1 protein-coding gene is annotated in these 1,102 nt (G+C 37.9%); it reads right to left on the bottom strand.

Annotation, left to right across the window (positions count from 1 at the left end):
- A partial coding sequence (locus G8761_RS26695) for an IS256 family transposase (protein ID WP_166030957.1) occupies positions 1-1,004 on the bottom strand: 1,004 nt, incomplete at its 3' end.
- Positions 1,005-1,102 lie beyond the last annotated feature (98 nt).

Raw genomic sequence — 1,102 nt, forward strand, 5'->3', positions numbered from 1 at the left:
ATATGAGAGCGTATTTTTTCAGGAAAGTTCATGTATTGAATGGTATCTTCGAAACCTTCATCTAATATGCCGAGGGCTTTCTCATATTTATTGTCTTCGCTAAACCGGGTCATCAGTTCATCTTTGAATTTCCGTATATCTTCAATTGTAACAGCTTCAAAAACACGCTTAAGCATCACGCGGAATTCCTCTGAGTCTTTTTTAGGGATTGTTTCAATGATATTCCGCTTGAAATGTACATTACATCTTTGCCAGCTGGTTCCAATGAACTCCCTTTGAATTGCTTTTTGAAGTCCCAGATGTGCATCTGAGATGACTAAATTAGGTGATTGAAGACCTCGGGATTTAAGTTGTTGGAAGAATTGGCTCCAGCTCTCATAATTTTCAACATGGTCCACACTCAAACCGAGTATTTCACGTTTGTTTTTCTCTGAAATAGCAGTAGCGATATAAACAGCTTTTGAGACAACCCGGTGATGTTCACGTACTTTTATATACATGGCATCTACAAAAACATAAGGAAAATACATCACATTTAAAGGCCGTTTTGCCCAGTCATTAACAATGGGATCGAGCTTTTGGGTAAGAGAAGAAACAAACGATTTAGAAATGCTTTCACCACAAAGCTGTTCCACAATGTGAGTAACCTTTCGGGTGGAGACTCCATTGATGACCATCTCTAACATAGAGAGGACAAGGGCCTGATCGCATCGGGCATATTTTTCAAAGACTGAAGTTGAAAATTCCCCATTGCGAGTTCTAGGCACTTTAAGTTTTAACTTACCTATACTCATAGTTAATTCTCGATCATAGAAACCGTTGCGATAGTCCCGACGCTCCGCAGAGCGTTCATAAGCCGCAGCGTTTAAGAAGTCATCTCTCTCTTTTTCCATAAACTCATTTAAAACTAAAACAATAGCTGACCTAACGACTGCATCGATATTTGAATTCATAACTGATTCTTTTAAAAGGTCCATATCTAGGTTAAACTGTAAGTGAGTCATTATTATTCCTCTTTTCATTGTTTATCGTCGTTGAAAACAGTGTTGCCAAGAGTGAATAAAATGACTCTTTCTTTTTACACAATTATATGGACTCAATC

The sequence above is a fragment of the Neobacillus terrae genome, assembly GCF_011393025.1.
Taxonomy (GTDB): domain Bacteria; phylum Bacillota; class Bacilli; order Bacillales; family Cytobacillaceae; genus Neobacillus_A; species Neobacillus_A terrae.